18 protein-coding genes are annotated in these 15,726 nt (G+C 72.3%); 5 read left to right on the forward strand and 13 right to left on the reverse strand.

Features of this window, described 5'->3' with window-relative positions:
• Positions 1-203: IS110 family transposase (locus BBH68_RS25305; protein ID WP_141713057.1), on the reverse strand; the 203-nt coding region annotated here is incomplete at its 3' end.
• Positions 204-438: 235 nt separating this feature from the next.
• Here BBH68_RS25305 and BBH68_RS25310 point away from each other — a divergent pair.
• Positions 439-1,512: a methyltransferase gene (locus BBH68_RS25310; protein ID WP_065965810.1), complete on the forward strand. Its 1,074-nt coding sequence runs from the start codon at positions 439-441 to the stop codon at positions 1,510-1,512.
• A 93-nt stretch (positions 1,513-1,605) separates the two neighbouring features.
• Here the strand turns inward: BBH68_RS25310 and BBH68_RS25315 are convergent, their stop codons facing one another.
• From BBH68_RS25315 to BBH68_RS25365, 10 genes are all read right to left on the reverse strand, one after another.
• Positions 1,606-2,277, reverse strand: a complete 672-nt coding sequence (locus tag BBH68_RS25315; protein WP_065965811.1) for a class F sortase — start codon at positions 2,275-2,277, stop codon at positions 1,606-1,608.
• 102 nt (positions 2,278-2,379) lie between these two features.
• Positions 2,380-2,835, reverse strand: coding sequence for a hypothetical protein (locus BBH68_RS25320; RefSeq protein ID WP_065965812.1), 456 nt, complete (start codon positions 2,833-2,835; stop codon positions 2,380-2,382).
• Between the two features lie 284 nt (positions 2,836-3,119).
• Entirely contained in the window at positions 3,120-4,982 is a 1,863-nt protein-coding gene (gene accD / locus BBH68_RS39780) for an acetyl-CoA carboxylase, carboxyltransferase subunit beta (protein ID WP_079151196.1), read from the reverse strand.
• Positions 4,983-5,003: 21 nt separating this feature from the next.
• Entirely contained in the window at positions 5,004-5,333 is a 330-nt protein-coding gene (locus BBH68_RS25335) for a TcmI family type II polyketide cyclase (protein WP_065965813.1), read from the reverse strand.
• Positions 5,334-5,335: 2 nt separating this feature from the next.
• Positions 5,336-5,800, reverse strand: coding sequence for an SRPBCC family protein (locus tag BBH68_RS25340; protein ID WP_065965814.1), 465 nt, complete (start codon positions 5,798-5,800; stop codon positions 5,336-5,338).
• A 1-nt stretch (position 5,801) separates the two neighbouring features.
• Positions 5,802-6,059: an acyl carrier protein gene (locus BBH68_RS25345; RefSeq protein WP_065965815.1), complete on the reverse strand. Its 258-nt coding sequence runs from the start codon at positions 6,057-6,059 to the stop codon at positions 5,802-5,804.
• Positions 6,059-7,309, reverse strand: a complete 1,251-nt coding sequence (locus BBH68_RS25350; protein ID WP_065965816.1) for a beta-ketoacyl synthase N-terminal-like domain-containing protein — start codon at positions 7,307-7,309, stop codon at positions 6,059-6,061. Before BBH68_RS25350 ends, BBH68_RS25345 begins: the two co-directional genes overlap by 1 nt.
• Positions 7,306-8,571: a beta-ketoacyl-[acyl-carrier-protein] synthase family protein gene (locus BBH68_RS25355; RefSeq protein WP_065965817.1), complete on the reverse strand. Its 1,266-nt coding sequence runs from the start codon at positions 8,569-8,571 to the stop codon at positions 7,306-7,308. Before BBH68_RS25355 ends, BBH68_RS25350 begins: the two co-directional genes overlap by 4 nt.
• Positions 8,568-8,975 (reverse strand): cupin domain-containing protein, encoded by a 408-nt coding sequence (locus BBH68_RS25360; protein WP_065965818.1) that lies wholly within the window; start codon positions 8,973-8,975, stop codon positions 8,568-8,570. Before BBH68_RS25360 ends, BBH68_RS25355 begins: the two co-directional genes overlap by 4 nt.
• Before the next feature lie 97 nt (positions 8,976-9,072).
• Positions 9,073-10,275, reverse strand: coding sequence for a SchA/CurD-like domain-containing protein (locus tag BBH68_RS25365; RefSeq protein ID WP_425428843.1), 1,203 nt, complete (start codon positions 10,273-10,275; stop codon positions 9,073-9,075).
• Between the two features lie 159 nt (positions 10,276-10,434).
• Here BBH68_RS25365 and BBH68_RS25370 point away from each other — a divergent pair, with 159 nt between their 5' ends.
• From BBH68_RS25370 to BBH68_RS43350, 4 genes are all read left to right on the forward strand, one after another.
• Positions 10,435-12,060 (forward strand): FAD-dependent oxidoreductase, encoded by a 1,626-nt coding sequence (locus BBH68_RS25370; RefSeq protein ID WP_065965820.1) that lies wholly within the window; start codon positions 10,435-10,437, stop codon positions 12,058-12,060.
• A 116-nt stretch (positions 12,061-12,176) separates the two neighbouring features.
• Positions 12,177-13,349 (forward strand): DNA polymerase III subunit beta family protein, encoded by a 1,173-nt coding sequence (locus BBH68_RS25375; RefSeq protein ID WP_079151197.1) that lies wholly within the window; start codon positions 12,177-12,179, stop codon positions 13,347-13,349.
• Complete coding sequence (locus tag BBH68_RS25380; protein ID WP_065965821.1) at positions 13,306-13,803, forward strand: hypothetical protein; 498 nt, start codon at positions 13,306-13,308, stop codon at positions 13,801-13,803. The genes BBH68_RS25375 and BBH68_RS25380 overlap by 44 nt, the downstream gene beginning before the upstream one ends.
• 265 nt (positions 13,804-14,068) lie before the next feature.
• Positions 14,069-14,296 (forward strand): hypothetical protein, encoded by a 228-nt coding sequence (locus BBH68_RS43350; protein ID WP_076970641.1) that lies wholly within the window; start codon positions 14,069-14,071, stop codon positions 14,294-14,296.
• A gap of 38 nt (positions 14,297-14,334) precedes the next feature.
• Here the strand turns inward: BBH68_RS43350 and BBH68_RS25385 are convergent, their stop codons facing one another.
• Both BBH68_RS25385 and BBH68_RS25390 read right to left on the reverse strand, forming a co-directional pair.
• Positions 14,335-15,363 (reverse strand): S41 family peptidase, encoded by a 1,029-nt coding sequence (locus BBH68_RS25385; protein ID WP_079151198.1) that lies wholly within the window; start codon positions 15,361-15,363, stop codon positions 14,335-14,337.
• A gap of 47 nt (positions 15,364-15,410) precedes the next feature.
• On the reverse strand, positions 15,411-15,726 hold a 316-nt coding region (locus BBH68_RS25390; RefSeq protein WP_141713056.1), incomplete at its 5' end, for an NUDIX hydrolase.

Consider the following 15,726-nt stretch of genomic DNA (forward strand, 5'->3'; position numbering starts at 1 on the left):
AGCACAAGCGCGGCACCACCGTGGTTGATGTCCACCGCCCACAGCACGTCCTGAGACAGCTCCAGCACGTCGGCCAGGAGCTTGAGCAGCTCAGCCTCATCGTTCAGTACCCGACGCGACAGCAGCCGCTTGCCCTGGGCGTCGATCACCACGCAGTGGTGATGTTCCTTGCCGATGTCCACTCCGGCCCAGATCTCGGGCACGGCCACCTCCGCCAGCTCGTCGTACATGAACCCAGCAGACGACCTCGCCGACGTTGTCCTACACAGCGATCGCGTCGCGTCTTCCAATTAGCGGTCGAGTCGTCGCGGGGCCCGGGCGGCCAAGTCTCCTGAGCCATCCAAACGGCGACGTCATGGCAGCCATACCCGGGACCCCCGGGCCCCACCGATCTTACGAATGACCAGTTCAGACCCACATCAAGAAAGGTAGGACGTCATGACCTCGATCAGGACCGCCCCACCCACCACGGCGGACGGCCCCGCGCCCGCCGACGGCGCCCCGCCGAAGGCCGCGCCGCAGCTGCGGGAGCTGGTCTTCGGCGCCGCCCGCGCGGCGGCGGTCCGCGCGGCGGCCGCCCTGGGCGTCGCCGACGCCCTGGGCGAACGGCCCGCCACCGTCGCGGAGCTGGCCACCGCGGTGGGCGCCGAGCCCGACCGGCTGGGCCGGCTGCTGCGCGCCCTGTCCTCCTGCGGGGTCTTCGCCGAGACCGAGGACGGCCGGATCGCGCACACCGAGATGTCCCGGCTGCTGCGCGAGGACGCCCCCGACAGCCTGAAGTACATCTGCCTGTGGTGCACCGAGCCGTGGACCTGGGAGACCTGGCCGCGCCTGGACCAGGCCGTGCGCTCGGACACCTGCGCCTTCGACGACATCCACGGCAAGGACTTCTTCACCTATCTGCACGAGGACGCGCCGGACTCGGCCCGCGTGTTCGACAAGGCGATGACCACCTCCAGCCGGCAGTCCGCCGTGGAGCTCGCCGCCTTCCTCGACCTCGGCGGGGCGGCGGACGTGGCGGACATCGGCGGCGGGCAGGGACACGTCCTGGCGTCGCTGCTGGAGAAGCACCCGACGCTGCGCGGCACGCTGCTCGACCTCCCCCAGGTGGTGGCGAACGCGGACCCGCGGCTGCGCGACGGCGGGCCGCTGGCCGCGCGCGCCCGGCTGGTGCCCGGCGACTGCCGGCGCGAGATCCCGGTCCAGGCCGACCTCTACATCATCAAGAACATCCTCGAGTGGGACGACGAGTCCACCCGCCGGACCCTGGCCAACGTGGTGGCCGCGGCCCGGCCGGGGGCCCGGGTCCTGGTGATCGAGAACCTGCTCGACAACAGCCCCTCCATGCGGTTCACCACCGCCATGGACCTGTTCCTGCTCCTCAACGTGGGGGGCCGGAAACATTCCTCCGAGGGTCTGGTGGCGCGCATGACGGAGGCCGGGCTCACCGTCACCGGCATCCGCCCCGTCAACCCCTATCTGCACGCGTTCGACAGCCGCGTCCCGGCGTGAGCGGCACTCCGGCCGGGTGGCCGCGTGACGGTGGTCACGCGGCCACCCGGCCGGCATCTCGTGGGGTCTCTCGTCGGTGGTCTCTCGTCCGGGCTACGCCCACCGGAAGGAGTCGAGGTGGGCGAAGACGACGACATTGGCGGTGTAGTCGCGGACGTTGCGGTCGTACGAACCACCGCAGGTGATCAGGCGGAGCTGCGCGTCGGGAGTCGGCCCGTACACCCGGTCGTCGGGGAAGTCGGCCTTGCTGAAGGTCTCCACCGAGTCCACCACGAACGTCGCGACGATCCCGTCGGCGCGGGTGATGGTGACCCGGCCGCCCTTCTTCAGCGTGCTCAGCAGATAGAACACCGCGGGGCCCGTCTTGGTGTCCACGTGCCCGGCCACGATCGCGTTGCCCCGCTCGCCGGGTGACGGCCCGCCGTTGAACCAGCCGACCAGGTTGTTGTTGTCGGAGGGGGGCGGGATCAGCACCCCCGACCGGTCCAGCGTCAGCTCGGTGAACGGCGCGCTCACCCCGATGGCGGGGATGTCCAGGTGCCGGGCGGGCGAGCGCGGCAGCGCCGGCCCGAGCCGGACCTCCTGGGGCGCGGTCGGCTCCGGGCGGGGGGTGAGCGTCGGCCCGGTGACCGCGGACTTCTTCGGCGGCGTCTGGGTGGAGGCCGCGTCGACCGAGTTGTAGATCAGGAAGACGCCGATGAGGGCCGACGCGGCGGCCCAGCGGAGAACGCGGGTGTTGCTGTCGGCACCGCCCTGCTTGCCCATGGGGAAACTGCCTTTCTCGCCGGCGGAGAGCGTGGCGCTGCCGTGGCCAACCGCCACAAGCGGGGTTGGCCACGGCAGCGGGGCTACGAAAAGCGGTCAGACTCAGATCGCGTTGCCGACGGGCTTGCGGCGGCGCAGGGCGTAGGCGCCGGCGCCGAGGCCACCGAGGAGCAGGACCGAGCCGGCGGCCATGCCGCTACCGGTGGTGGCCATGCCACCGCCACCGGTGTGGACACCACCGTGCGGCTTGCCGTGCTCGCGCTCCTTCCACGAGCTGCCGCTGCCCCAGCTGCCGTACCCCTCCTTGCCCTTGCCGAAGTCTTCCTTGCCGAAGCCGGACTCTTCCTTGCCCTTACCGAAGTCCCCCTCCTCCTTGCCCTTGCTCTCCTTCTCCTTCCAGGAGCCGCCGGAGCCGTAGTCCTCGGACTCCTGGCCGTTGGAGTAGCCCCCGTGGCCGCCCGGGTCGGAGACGTCAGCGGCGAACGCGGCGGCAGGTGCGCCCAGAGTCAGGGAGGCGGCGAGCGCCGCCCCGGCGATGAGTGCGCGAGTAGATCGCATGAGTCATTCCTTCCGGCACCTGCACGATTACTGACATTTGCCAGATAAAGGGATCGTGTAGGTGTCTTATCAACCGTCAGCGACACGGGGCCCAGCTGCCACTTGACGCGGCCAGCCTTCGGGCCGGTTGTAAGCCCTCCGGGTGGAGATATCGGCGGTCTTCACTCGTTCGCCGCGCGAATGGACTGACGTCGGATCATCTTTTCGGCCCATCGTTCCGATCAGCCCTGTGGTGTGCGTCGCCGACCGGAACTCCGGGCGCGCCGGCACCCGCCGCGGAGAAGTCACGGCGCGTCTCTCCCGGTGTGCGGCCGCGCGTCGGCGTACCTGTCGTGGGCCCCCGTATCGAGCCCCGCATCGAGCCCCGTATCGAGCCCGAAGCGGCGGAACCGCTCCGCCCGGGCCCGCAGCAACCGGGCCGGGTCCCACGGCACCAGCTCGCTGAGGGTCTCGGCGAGCGCGTCGCCGACCAGGGCGGCGGCCTCGGCGGGGTCCCGGTGGGCGCCGCCCGGCGGCTCCGGCACCACCCCGTCGACCACCCCGAGCCGCAGCAGGTCCCGCGGAGTCGGCCGCAGGGCCGCCGCGGCCGCCCGGGCCGCCTCGGGCTTCTTCCACAAGATGGCGGCGCAGCCCTCGGGGCTGATGACCGAGTAGACGCCGCCCGCGCTGATCAGCACCCGGTCGGCGACCGCCAGCGCGAGCGCGCCGCCACCTCCCCCCTCGCCGACCACCGCGGCCACGAGGGGCACCGGCAGCCGCGACATCAGCCGCAGGTTCTCCGCGATGGCCACCGCCTGGCCGCCGCGCTCGGCGGCGGGGCCCGGATGGGCCCCCGGCGTGTCGATCAGGGTGACCACCGGCAGGCCGAGCTTTGCCGCCATCCGCATCAGCCGCGCGGCCTTGCGGTAGCCGCTGGGCGCGGGCATCCCGAACCGGTGCGCCTGCCGCTCCATCAGGCTCGCACCGCCCTTGTGCTGCCCGATCACCATCACCGCGCGCCCGGCCAGCAGCCCCGGCCCGCCGACCACGGCCGGGCAGTCCTCGGCGAGCCGGTCGCCGCGCAGCTCCTGGAAGTCGTCGAGGATGTGGCCCAGGTAGTCCGGCACGGTGGGCCGGTCCGGATGGCGCGCCCCCCGCACCGCCTCCCACGCGTCCCGCTCCGCCACGTCCTCCACCCGCCGCACCACCGTCCCCCGCGCGCCCCCAGCCCCCTCCGCGCCCGCCGTCCCCTCCGCGCCCGCCGTCCCCTCCTCGCCCCCGGCCCCCTCCGCGCCCCGCCCGCCCGGGTGGCCGTCGGGGGAGGGGCGCGGCTCGGCGTACGGCGTGTCGGGGGCCCGCGGGGTGCCGGTGGCGTGCGGCCGTACGGGCGGGGCGCCGAGCGCGAGGAGACGGGAGAGGGTGGCGCGGAGCGCGGAGCGGGGGACGATGTCGTCCACCATGCCGTGGGCCATCAGGAACTCCGCCGTCTGGAACCCCTCCGGCAGCCGCTCCCCGGTCGTCTGCTCGATGACCCGGGGCCCGGCGAAGCCGAGCCGCGCGCCCGGCTCGGCGACGATCACATCGGCGAGGGTGGCGAAGGACGCCGCGACACCCCCGTACGTAGGATCGGTGATCAGCGAGACCGTGAGGATCCCGGCCTCGTCGAGTTCGGCCATGGCCTGCGCGGTCTTGGCCATCTGCATCAGGGCCAGCGTGCCCTCCTGCATCCGGGCCCCGCCGGAGGCGGTGACCAGCAGCAGCGGGAGGCGCCGCGCGAGGCCGGCGCGTGCCGCCTCGCAGACCAGCGCGCCCACCCCGCAGCCCAGGCTGCCGCCGAGGAACCGGAAGTCCATCGCCGCCACGACCACCGGCCGGTCCTCGACGCGGCCCTGGACACAGATCACCGCCTCCGTGAGGCCCGTCCTGGCCCGCGCTTCCGCCAGCCGCTCGGGGTAGGGCCGGGTGTCGGTGAACTCCAGCGGATCGTGCAGCGGCCGGACCTCGCCGAGCGGCGCCGCGGAGCCGGCGTCGAGCAGTTGGTCCAGCCGCTGCCGTGCCGTCAAGGGGCTGTGCCAGCCGCAGTCCGGGCATACGCGCAGCGTGCGCGCGAACCTCTTGCCGTAGATCAGGTCGGCGCAGCGCTCGCAGCGCACCCAGTCCGCGACCACGGTCCAGCTCCCTTCCGGCCGTCAGGCGCGGTCGCGCTCCCAGCGGTAGAACTCGTGCGCCATGGCGTCCTTCGGTTCGCGCCAGGTCTCGGGGTCGTACGCCTGGACGTACGGCTGGAGCCGCTCGCTGACGTCCCGGAACTCCGGGTGCCTGACGTACTTGGCGACCTGCTCGGCCGGCGGCCGTTCGGCCTCGATCAGATGCAGATACACATCGCCGAACTGGAACAGGCTGCGGCCGGTGACGCCGATCAGTTTCGGCAGCTCGCCTCGGTCGGAGTCGGCGAAGACCTTGGCGATGTCGGGCCCCGCGTCCCGGTTCATCTTGGCGACGATCATGGTGCGGTACATCGTCAGGCCTCCACCGTCGCGCGGGCGCGCTGCTCGATCTTGTCCCGGATGAGCTCCATCTGGACCTTGCTGTTGCGGTTGATGAGGTCGGTCATCCCGGCGTCGTCGATCGGCGCGTCGGGTCTCATCTCGAAGTCCTGGGTCCAGCGCATCCGGGTGCCCTGCGGCGTCTCGTCGTACTCCCAGCGGATGTTCATGAAGGCGAACGGGCCGGTCTCGACCCGGCGCGCCCACACGGTGTGCACATCGCGGGCCGTCTCGCGCTCGGACACCCAGCTCCAGACCTTGCCGTTCTCGTCGGGGTGCATGGTCAGCCGGAAGGTGGTGGTGTCGCCCTCCCGCCGCAGCACCTCCACGGAGGCGTACTCGCTGAACAGGTCCGGCCAGCTCTCGATGTCGTTGGTCATGTCCCACACGAGGTCCAGCGGCGCCGCGATCGTGATCTCGTTGTCGGTGTGGCCGGGCATCTCAGGCTCCTGCGGTGATTGAGGCGTTGATGACGTCGATGAAGTCACTGGGGGTCTTGCAGCTCTCGGCGCCCGGCTCGATCGGGGTGCCGTAGTGGTTCTCCAACTCGCCCACGATGGCGAGCAGGCCGAGCGAGTCGAGGCCGAACTCGGTGAAGGTCATGGTGGGGGACCCCTCGAGCTGGGCCGGGTCGACGGTCAGGCCGGCGCACTTCTTCATGAGCGCGGCCAGCTCCTGGTAGGTGAACTGACTGGACATCACATATCTCCTTCCGGGCCGCGGAGCACGAGCGCCGCGTTGTAACCCATGAGCCCGCGGCTGAGCACCAGCGCGCACCGCAGCTCGGCGGGGCGCGGGCTGCGGGTGACCAGATCGAGCTCATGGCAGACGTCGGTGACATAGGGCGTGGGCGGCACCATGCGGTGCTCCATGGCGAGCACCGCGGCCGCCACGTCCAGCGCGGGAGCCGCGCAGTGCGCCCGGCCGAAGCCGGTCTTCGGCGCGGTCACCGGGACGCGGGTGCCGTGCCGGCCCAGGGCGTCGGCGATCGCCAGCGCCTCGGCCCGGTCCGCCTCCGGCACGCCGAGCGCGTCCGCGAACACCACGTCGATCTCCTCGGGCGCGCACCCCGCGTCGTCCAGCGCCACGCGGATCGCGCGGGCGAGCCCCTCCCGGGACCGCTCCCACCGGGACGCCCCGGTGAAGGTCGCCCCATGGCCGCTGATGAACCCGCGGATCGGCACCCCGCGGCGCCGGGCCGCCCCCTCCTCCTCCACCACGAACATCGCCCCGCCCTCGCCGGGCGCGAAGCCGCACGCGTCGGTGGTGAACGGCAGATAGGCCCGGCCCGCGTCGCGGGCCCGGCTCAGCTCCCGCCACCCCATCTGGCACACCATCGAGTACGGGGCGAGCCCCGCCTCGGTGGCGCCCACGACGATCGCGTCCGCCCCGTGCCGGATCGACCGCCGTGCGTGTGCCAGCGCGTCCAGTCCGCCGGCCTCGTCGTCCGCGACCACCCCGCAGGGGCCCTTGAAGCCGCCGCGGATGGACACCTGGCCGGTGCTGGCCGCGTAGAACCAGGCGATGGACTGGAACGGGCCCACATGGCGCGGGCCCTTTCCGTACAGCTGCTGCAGCTCCCGCTGGCCGAACTCGCCGCCCCCGGAGCCGGCCGCGGTCACCACCCCCACCGCGAACGGCGAGAGGTCGTCGACCGGCAGCCGCGAGTCCTCCAGCGCGAGGTCGGCCGCGGCCAGCGCCACATGGGTGAAGCGGTCGGTCTGGACCAGCAGCCGCTCCTCGATCATGGTGGCCGGGTCGAAGCCGCGGATCTGCCCGGCGATCCGCACCGGGAAGTTCTCGCTGCCCCGGCGGGTGAGCCGGTCCAGGAAGCTGATCCCTTCCCGGGTCGCCTTCCAGAACGCGTCGCTCCCCACGCCGTTCGGCGCGATGACCCCGAGCCCGGTCACCACCGCCCCACGAGTGTGCACCGGCGATGTGGCACTCATGTGGCACCTCCCGCCCGGCCCAGCACCACCGCGGACTGGAAGCCGCCGAACCCGCTGCCGACCGACAGCACATTGCGCAGCGGCAGGGCGCGCGCGGTGCGCGGGACGTAGTCCAGATCGCACTCGGGGTCCGGGGTCTCGTAGTTCGCGGTCGGCGGGACCACCTGGTGGGCCAGCGCCAGGGCGCAGGCGGCCAGCTCGATCGCCCCGATCGCCCCCAGCGAATGCCCCACCATCGACTTGATCGAGCTCATCGGCGTCTTGTACGCGTGGTCGCCCAGCGACCGCTTCACGGCGGCCGTCTCGTGCCGGTCGTTCTGCTTGGTGCCGGAGCCGTGGGCGTTGACGTAGTCGACCTCCGTACTGTCGACGCGGGCGTGACCGAGCGCATGGTTGATCGCCTCGGACATCTCCAGGCCCTCCCGGGTCAGACCGGTCATGTGGTAGGCGTTGCCGTAGGTGGCGAACCCCTTGAACTCGCAGTACGCCTTCGCTCCCCGGGCGCGGGCGTGCTCCAGCTCCTCCAGGATCAGGACGGCGGCGCCCTCGCCGAGGACGAAGCCGTCACGATCGGCGTCGAACGGCCGGGACGCGTGCTCCGCGTCGTCGTTGTTCGTCGAGGTCGCCTTGATCGAGTCGAAGCAGGCCACGGTGAGCGGGGTGATCGGGGTGTCCGCCGCCCCGGCCACGCACACGTCGGCCCGGTTCTCCTCGATCGTCTGGAAGGCGTAGCCGATCGCGTCGAGACCGGACGTACACCCCGTCGAGACGGTCTGCACCGGCCCGTGCGCGCCGGCCAGCTCCGCCACGCCGGAGGCCAGCGCGCTCGGCGAGAAGGCGTGGTGCAGATAGGGACCCGCCCGCCGGTGGTCCACGTCCCAGCGCGCACCGGACTCGCTGACCTTGACGTAGTCCTGCTCCAGACGGGTGGAGGCGGCCACCGCGGAACCCATCGAAACGCCTATCCGCCACGGGTCCCCGCCGCCCGGCGCGATCCCCGCGTCCCGCATCGCCTCGGTGGCCGCCACCAGCGCGAACTGCACATAGCGGTCCGAGCGTTCGATCTGCTCGGCGGACAGCCCGCACGCCTCGGCGTCGAAGTCGCACTCGGCGGCGATCCGCGAACGGAACCGCGCGGCGTCGAACAGCGTGATGCCGCGGGTCGCCGTGCGGCCCGCGGTGAGCATGTCCCAGAAGGCCGGGACGCCCACGCCCCCGGGGGCGACGACACCGAGCCCGGTGACCACCACCCTTCGGGTCACGACGCCGCCTCGGCGGGCTCGGCGGTCTCGGTGTCCACGTGGCCCAACTCCGGGCGCGGGGCCAGCGGGCCGAGGTGGAAGACCATCCGGGCCTCGGTGTCGCCCACGTTGCGGAACCGGTGGCGCATGTGGGTGGGGATCAGAATCGCCTGGTCGGCACGGAGCGGGTGCGCCGTCCCGTCCAGGTCCACCTCCAGCTCGCCGCACACCACGTACACGAACTCCTCGGAGTACGGGTGGTAGTGCTCCCCGACGCGCTCGCCGGGCTGCACGACGGCCATGCCCATGAAGCCGCTCGTGGCACCCACCGTGGTGGGGGTGAGCATGGCGCGCACATCGCCGCCGCGGCGACGGTTGGGAGCGACCCCGGACAGGTCGACGATGAGGTGGGACTGCGTGGTCATAATGGCCTCCAGAAGGCGGTGCGGCCGCCGTGCACGACGTAACGGGGGACGGAACGGGCGAGGTAGGGGGACGTAAGCGGGGCGGGGGGAGGGAGCGTCAGTAGTCCGCCGCGCGGCGGTCGGTGACCGGGTCCATGTCGCAGTCGGCGAGGAAGCGCCGCAGCCCGGCCTCGCCGGACAGATCGATCTTCCCGCCGCCCGCACCCGGGTCCAGGAGCCGGCCGAGCACCGCGGCCGCGCGCGGCCCGCTGACCCCGGCCGCCATCGCGGGGTCCCGCTCCAGCGGCACACCCATGTCCACCATCCGCACGACGATGTCGTCCCGCTGGAAGACGGTGCTGCTCACGATGGTGTGCTGCCCCCCGCCGGACGCCATCGCCGCCTTGGCCTTGCTGACCGCGAGGTCGTCCTGACGGGCCAGCAGGCTGGCCACCGCCGGCCCGCAGCCGGTCTTCACCGGGTACAGCAACATGTGGCGCCGCAGGTTCGGCGGGCGGCTGGGGTCCGCCGTCAGGTGGTGCACCACGGGCAGCGCCGCCCGCATGAAGAAGTCCCGCGCGGCCTCCGGGTCGTCCAGGTCGCGGTCCTCCTCCAGATACGGGTTGATGGCCTCCTCCACCGCCCGGACCTCGGGCTGCCGGGCCACATGGCGCAGCGCCGCCACCAGGTCGCCCTTCACCTCCACCGCCCGCACCACCCGGTTGCCGCTCATGAACAGCGATGTGCGGCACAGCCGCGTGGTGTCGTCCACCCGGGCCTCGGGCGCCGCGTAGTCGGACAGGATCTTGGCGACGGTCTGCTCGCTGCCCGGCTTGACGGTGAAGGTCAGGGCGTGCCGCACCAGGCCGTCGCCGACCCGCGGCACCACCCGCCCGGGGGCCGCGGCGCGCCGGGCCGAGCCGCCCTTGGCCGGCTCGGCCGAGGAGGTCTCCCGCAACACGCTGAACCGCAGCGACCTGGTGTCCTCCACACACCCGTGGAGGGGCTTGACCATCTCGCGGTGCGCCGGGCTCTCCACCCAGCTCAGGAACGGCGGGGCACTCTCCCACTCGCTGGTGATCAGCCACTGCGAGGGGTTCTCGATCGACTGGCACAGCTGGTCACTGATGTGGCCCGGGACCGCGGCCACCTGTCGCGACAACTGGTCGTAGGCATCCAGGAAGCGCTCTTCGGCGCCGGCGTGCACCGACACCAGCAGCACCACGCGGAGCCGGGCGTCGGTGAGCATGGATGGCCGAGGCGGGGGCTCGGCCGTCGTCGTGGACTTCGCGGGCCGCGAAGTCCTGGGCAGGGTGCTCATAGGTTTCCACTCCTCCTCCGGGCACGTCCATCGCCGGACATGACGCCCGTGGATACGATCGTGGAGCGCTCCCACGGATGCCGCGAGATATGTGAGCCATCCGGACGAAGGGCCACACCGGGCGCCTGACCAGGCCAAAACCCCGGGAATAGCAGCAAGATGAATTCCCATGTCGATGAGCGTGTGCCAGTACTCGTCGTGGGCGGCTCCCTGGTGGGCCTGTCCGCCTCACTCTTCCTGGGCCGGCTGGGCGTCGGACACCTGCTCGTGGAGAAACACGCGAGCACCTCCACGCACCCGCGCGGGCGCGGCAACAACCTCCGCACCATGGAGCTGTTCCGCACCGCGGGGGTGGAGTCCGCGGTCCGCGAAGCCGCGTCCGTCCTGGCCGGCAACCACGGCATCCTGCAAGCCGAATCCCTCACCGGGATGGATCACCACTGGCTCTTCCGGGAGATCGACCCGGGCGGCGCCATGAGCAGGTTCAGCCCCACCGGATGGTGTCTGTGCAGCCAAAACGACCTCGAACCCGTCCTGCTGCGGACCGCGCAGGAGCTGGGCGGCGAGCTGCGCTTCTCCACCGAACTGATCTCCTTCGAGCAGGACGCCGAAGGGGTCACCGCCGTCGTCGAGCACCGCGAGTCCGGCCGCACCAGCGTGGTGCGCGCCGACTACCTCATCGCCGCCGACGGCCCCCGCAGCTCGGTACGCCGGCGCCTGGGCATCGGCCAGACCGGCCGCGGCGAGCTGTTCCACAACGTCAGCATCACCTTCCGCGCCAAGCGCCTCGCCGACGTGGTCGGCGACCGCCGTTTCATTGCCTGCTACCTCACCAACCCGGCCGCCGACGGGGCCCTGCTCCCGGTGGACAACGTCGAACAGTGGGTCTTCCACGCCCCCTGGCACCCCGAGACCGGGGAGACCCTGGAGGACTTCACCGACGAGCGGTGCGCCGAACACATCCGCATGGCCACCGGCGTCCGCGACATGGAGGTCGAGATCACCGGCAAGGCCCCCTGGCACGCGGCCGAACGGGTGGCCGAGCGCTACCGCGACGGCCGGATCTTCCTCGCCGGGGACTCCGCCCACGAGATGTCCCCCACCGGCGCCTTCGGCTCCAACACCGGCATCCAGGACGCGCACAACCTGGTCTGGAAACTCGCCGCCGTCCTCGGCGGCTGGGCCGGCCCCGGCCTGCTGGACACCTACGGCGCCGAACGCCAGCCGGTGGCCGTGGCCACCAGCGCCCGCGCCGCCGCGCGCTCCGCGGAACACAGCCACCCCGGCTACAGCGCGCCACCGACCACCGGCCGGCAGAGCGATGTCCTCGCGGTGGCCATGGGCTACCGCTACGCCTCCGACGCGATCCACGGCGCCGACCCCGCCACCCCCGTCGTCCCCGACCGCTTCACCGCCACCGGCGAACCCGGCAGCCGCGCCCCGCACCTGTGGGTCGACCGGGACGGCACCCGGATGTCCACCCTGGACCTCTACGAGCGCACCTGCGTGCTGCTCACCGGCCCCGAAGGCGCCGCCTGGCACGGCGCCGCCCTGCGCGTCGCCGACCGCCTCGACATCCCCCTCGCCGCCTACCGCATCGGCCCCGACCCCACCCACGACCTGACCCCCGACCCCGGCACCGACTGGACCGAACTCCACGGCACCACCCCCCAGGGCGCGGTCCTCGTCCGCCCCGACGGCTTCGTCGCCTGGCGCGCCCGGGGGGCCGAACGCGAGCCGGAGCGGGTCCTGACCGACGTCCTCCAATCGGTTCTCTGCCGCTGACCCGGCCCCGTGCGGGCGGGCCCGGCCGACCCCGCGTCGGCCGGGCCCGGGCCGCTGCCCGTGTCCCCGCCCCTGCCCGTTGACCTTCGAGTTGGTTGAAGCCCGATGATGGCCGCGTGCCACCATCCGAGCTGATGCCCATCGGGGTCTTCGCCCGACGCAGCGGTCTGACCCCGAGCGCGCTGCGGTTCTACGCCGACTCGGGGCTGCTGCGCCCCGCCGAGACCGACCCCGTCTCGGGCTACCGCTACTACCGGCCCGACCAGGTGGCGCGGGCGGTCGCGCTCCGCCGCCTCCGAGAGCTCGCGATGCCCCTCACCGCCGTCGGGGCCGTCCTCGCCGCCGGCCCCGAGGAGGCGTCCCGGCTGATCGACGAGCACCTCGCGAACGTGCTCGGCGAGGCGATGGCGGCACGCCACAAGGCCGCCCTCCTCAAGTCCACGCTCGCCGACGTGCCGAGCCGGCCGCTCGCCGCCCTCAAGGGCCCCGTGCTGGCCGACGCCGTCGAACAGATCCTCACCGCGACCGTACGAGAGCCGGGCCTGCCGGTACTCGGCGGGCTGCGCCTCGAGGTGACCCCCGAAGCGGTCACCCTCACCGCGACCGACCGCTACCGGCTCTCGACCCGCACGCTCGTGCCCGCCGAGCCGACGACCGCCACCTGGGCCGGCACGGTGGGCGGCGAGGAGCTGCGGGCCGCGGCCGCCGAGATCCGCCGCAGCCCGCTGGTCCGCATCGAGGCCACACCGCACGCGATCCGGCTGCGCCGGGCGGGCCGGCGAGACGACCAGGAGGACCCGCACTGCGGGCTGCTGACGGAGGAGTTCCCCGACTACCGGCTGATGCTCGCGTCACTGGGCGAGGCCACCACGCGTGTGACGGTGTCCAAGGACGTCTTCCTGCGCGCCCTGGAAGACCACCCCGGCGAGCGGATCACGCTGCGCCTGACCGACCACGGAGCGCACGTCCTGCCGCCCGGTGACAACCACCCCGGGACCCCGCTCCCCGCCACCGTGACGGGGCGGACCCTGTCGGTCTCCTTCGAGCTGACGACGCTTTATCCGGCCGTCAGCACCGCCCTCGGCCCCGAGGTGATGCTCGACCTGAGGGGCCCCGACCGCCCCGCCACCATCCGCTCCGCCGACCGTGGTGACCTCACCACCGTGGCCATGCCCGTCAAGCAGGAGGACCCTCCCCGTGACCGCCACTCCCACGACCGCCACTCCCACAACCCCCGACCCGACCATGGAGGCCATCGGCCACGCCGTCACGGAGGGCCGGGCGGGTGACGCCGCCTCCGCCCGCCGGAAACTCCTGGACCTCTGGTCCGCGATCGGCGTCACCGGCGACCCCCTGCACCGCTGCACCCTCGCGCACTACCTCGCCGATCTCCACGAGGACCCCGCCCAGGCCCTGGCCTGGGACATCCGCGCCCTGGACGCCGCCGACGCCGTCACCGATCAGCGCGTCCAGCAGCACCACGCCGGGCTCCACATCGCGGGCTTCTACCCCTCCCTGCACCTCAACCTCGCCGACAACTACCGCCGGCTCGGATCCTTCGAAGCCGCCACCGAGCACATCGACGCCGCCGCGGAGCACGCCCCCGGCCTCCCCCGGGACTCCTACGGCGACCTGCTCCGCTCCGCCATCCGGGAAGTCGCCGAGGCGATCACCCGGCGCGACACCGCCCGGCGGCCCTCCTCGCCCGGTACTCCCCCCGAAAACACCACCGTTCAGACTTGATCGCCATGAGCGAGTGGCTTCCCCAGCGTGAGTACGGGGTCCGATTCGAGTGGGGGCCGGGCGGGGCCCGGCGGCTCGCGCCGGAGGCGGCCTGCCTTGTGGTGGTCGACGTGCTGTCGTTCACGACCTCGGTGACGGTCGCGGTCGAGGCGGGCACGCGGGGTGCTCCCGTACGCCTGGCGCGACGAGACGGCGGTCGCCTTTGCCCGGCAGAAGGCCGCCGAGCCGGCCGTGGGCCGGCGCGCCGCCACCGCGACTTCGGCCGGTGGCTGGCGGGGCACGGCTACGGGAGCCCGGAGCGGCCGCTCGCGGTGATCGCCGCGGGGGAGTCGCCGTCGCCGCCTGTCTCTCGGGGATCGAGCTGGCCGAGGGCGGGTTCGCCGAGGACGTGGCCATCGCGGTCGAGTTGAACGCGAGCGGGCTCGTGCCCGTGCTCACCGAGGGAACCTTCGACGCCTCGCCGGAAAAGTGGCGCGGCAACGGGGGAAGGTGAGGTCAGCACCTCGCCTCGCAATGGCGAGCATCGATCGTTCACTGGCAGCCGGGTTGTTTCCCGAGCCAGAGGGTGGCTGCGGCCAGGGCGCGGTCACGGTTGGTGCCGATGTCCTTGGGCTCGACGAGGAACTCCTCGTCCGGCGGGATTGGTCCGTCGTATGTGCGTCCGGTTCGGTCCGCTTCCATCATTTCGGTGAGCACGAGCGCCGCACCGTCGGAAAGGCGGTGGCGGCGGTTGCCGGTGGGAACCCCCGAGGTCCTCATGCCGAAGCTGCGGGTCGCGGGGCGGCCCCGGAAGGCCACGGTGACCGCTTCTCCGGCACTCGCGGTTTGGCTGTCGGTCAGGACGGCCACGGTCGGGTGCGTACGCGACAGCGGCCTGGCCGCCGGCAGCGGGGACGGGTTGGTGCCGACCTTCAGGTTCCTGTCTTTCACCGTCCACACGGTGCGCTTGCCGTCGGCCCCCACGAAGGCGCCCACATGTCCGTCGCCCAGGATCGCCGCTACGACGGCGAACATGGGATACATGTTTCCGCCTCTGTTCCCGCGCAGGTCCACCACCCAGCCGCAGGTGCCCTTCCGGTCGGCCGCCGCCACCGCGGACTGGCCCTGACGCACGTACGTGTCATACGTGTGCGTCGAGCCCTGCACACCCGGGAGAGCCACGTACCCCGGACCGCTCCGCAACCGTTTGGCGACCAGGCCGGGAATCGTGTCCAAGGATGTCCCCGATGACTGCTTTGCTGCCGCCGGAGTCAAGAAGCGGCTGTGGCCGTCCCCGAGGGCACTGAGAACCCCCTCGATCGCTGGGTATGTGCCGCTCGGTTTCCGGGCGTCCGCCGCCTGGGTGAACGCTGTGCGGCGCACCTCGGCCCAGTCGACTTCGTCCCGTTTCAGCGCCCGCTTCTGGATGAGGTCCAGTGCCGCCGTGAGATACGTCCGTGCTTTCGGTGACATCCGGTGGTCGGGTGTTGTGTCTTCATGCTGTGAGCACGCGGTCGCAAGCGCGAGGAGGAGTGTCAGGGCCAGGACGCCCCACCGTGATAACCCACTGCTGTGGTCCATGGGTTCTCATCGTAGAAGGTCGACTGACGCGCCCCCGGCTCACGGGCTCAGCCGAGATACGGCTGCTCGCGATGTTCCAGGAAGTGATGGAGCCGGAGCCGCTGGGTGTGGTGTATGGGGAGATCGGCGAGTTCCTCCGGCGGCACGAATCGAAGCTCTGTGGACTCTTCGGAGATCGCAAGCTGCCCCCCGACAATGCGGGCGGTGAAGCACACATTGAACTGTCGGCGGACCTCGCCGTCCGTGTAGGCGATGACATGGCGCGGGTCGGTGTACGTGCCGACGAGTCCGGTGATCTCTACTTCGAGTCCCGTCTCTTCCCTGACCTCGCGGACCGCCGTTCCCGGCAGGGATTCGGCCATC

Source organism: Streptomyces sparsogenes (genome assembly GCF_001704635.1).
In the GTDB taxonomy this organism is placed as follows: domain Bacteria; phylum Actinomycetota; class Actinomycetes; order Streptomycetales; family Streptomycetaceae; genus Streptomyces; species Streptomyces sparsogenes.

Coding starts and splice junctions, on each gene's coding strand:
- BBH68_RS25310 (WP_065965810.1), top strand. CDS start 439: ATGACCTCGATCAGGACCGCCCCACCCACCACGGCGGACGGCCCCGCG.
- BBH68_RS25315 (WP_065965811.1), bottom strand. CDS start 2,277: ATGGGCAAGCAGGGCGGTGCCGACAGCAACACCCGCGTTCTCCGCTGG.
- BBH68_RS25320 (WP_065965812.1), bottom strand. CDS start 2,835: ATGCGATCTACTCGCGCACTCATCGCCGGGGCGGCGCTCGCCGCCTCC.
- BBH68_RS25335 (WP_065965813.1), bottom strand. CDS start 5,333: ATGTACCGCACCATGATCGTCGCCAAGATGAACCGGGACGCGGGGCCC.
- BBH68_RS25340 (WP_065965814.1), bottom strand. CDS start 5,800: ATGCCCGGCCACACCGACAACGAGATCACGATCGCGGCGCCGCTGGAC.
- BBH68_RS25345 (WP_065965815.1), bottom strand. CDS start 6,059: ATGTCCAGTCAGTTCACCTACCAGGAGCTGGCCGCGCTCATGAAGAAG.
- BBH68_RS25350 (WP_065965816.1), bottom strand. CDS start 7,309: ATGAGTGCCACATCGCCGGTGCACACTCGTGGGGCGGTGGTGACCGGG.
- BBH68_RS25360 (WP_065965818.1), bottom strand. CDS start 8,975: ATGACCACGCAGTCCCACCTCATCGTCGACCTGTCCGGGGTCGCTCCC.
- BBH68_RS25365 (WP_425428843.1), bottom strand. CDS start 10,275: ATGAGCACCCTGCCCAGGACTTCGCGGCCCGCGAAGTCCACGACGACG.
- BBH68_RS25370 (WP_065965820.1), top strand. CDS start 10,435: ATGAATTCCCATGTCGATGAGCGTGTGCCAGTACTCGTCGTGGGCGGC.
- BBH68_RS25380 (WP_065965821.1), top strand. CDS start 13,306: ATGGAGGCCATCGGCCACGCCGTCACGGAGGGCCGGGCGGGTGACGCC.
- BBH68_RS25385 (WP_079151198.1), bottom strand. CDS start 15,363: ATGGACCACAGCAGTGGGTTATCACGGTGGGGCGTCCTGGCCCTGACA.